Origin of the sequence: Pseudidiomarina piscicola, assembly GCF_902806985.1 — a bacterium.
Classification (GTDB): Bacteria; Pseudomonadota; Gammaproteobacteria; order Enterobacterales; family Alteromonadaceae; genus Pseudidiomarina; species Pseudidiomarina piscicola.
In genome coordinates this window covers 1-599 of sequence record NZ_CADCXY010000013.1, presented here as the reverse complement: position 1 = coordinate 599, position 599 = coordinate 1, and the positions used below count along the sequence as shown (strand labels likewise).

The 599-nt window shown below is 52.8% G+C and carries 1 protein-coding gene; it reads right to left on the bottom strand.

What is annotated here, in order from left to right; all coding sequences use genetic code 11:
- Window positions 1-599, bottom strand: a 599-nt coding sequence (locus PSI9734_RS11960) for a hypothetical protein (protein ID WP_217420791.1), incomplete at both ends; no start/stop codon positions are given.

The window sequence follows — 599 nt, the reverse complement described above, 5'->3', positions numbered from 1 at the left end:
ATCAGTCCTGTCGAGCCCGAGTAGGTGTACTCTGTGATCTGGGTCTGTGCTCCACCGCATTGGCCAATGGCGCATACCGTGGTCCTGGTGAGACGATAAATGCCATCAATTGAGGTATAGGAATGCGTGGTACGTCGCTGATAGCCGTTGCCATCTGCAGGCTCCGTACGGGTTAATAAGCCGCCATGGTCGGCATCAAAGGTATAATCTGTTCGATTGCCCTTCGCATCGAGGGTGTAAAGTGGCCGGTAACACAAGATCCCCGTACACGATGCCGCCGACGGATAAATCGCCCGCTCAACGATGTCGGCAAGTCCGGAGCCAGCTTTGGCAATCGCGCGCTTGCTGGTGATATTTCCCATGGTGTCATAGGTAAACTGGACTTTATTTCCCTCGGGGAAAGTGACCGTATCAATACGATTGCCTACGTAGGTGTAGTGTGTGGTATTGCCAAGTGAGTCCGTGTCACTTTTTATCAACTGATGCGGATAGGGTGAGTCTTTCAGGTAGTACTCTAACGTGCGCTGGTAACCCTCTGGTCCTGTGATCACCAAACGTGAAAACCGCCGTGCGGTACTGAAGCCAACCTCAGCATGACC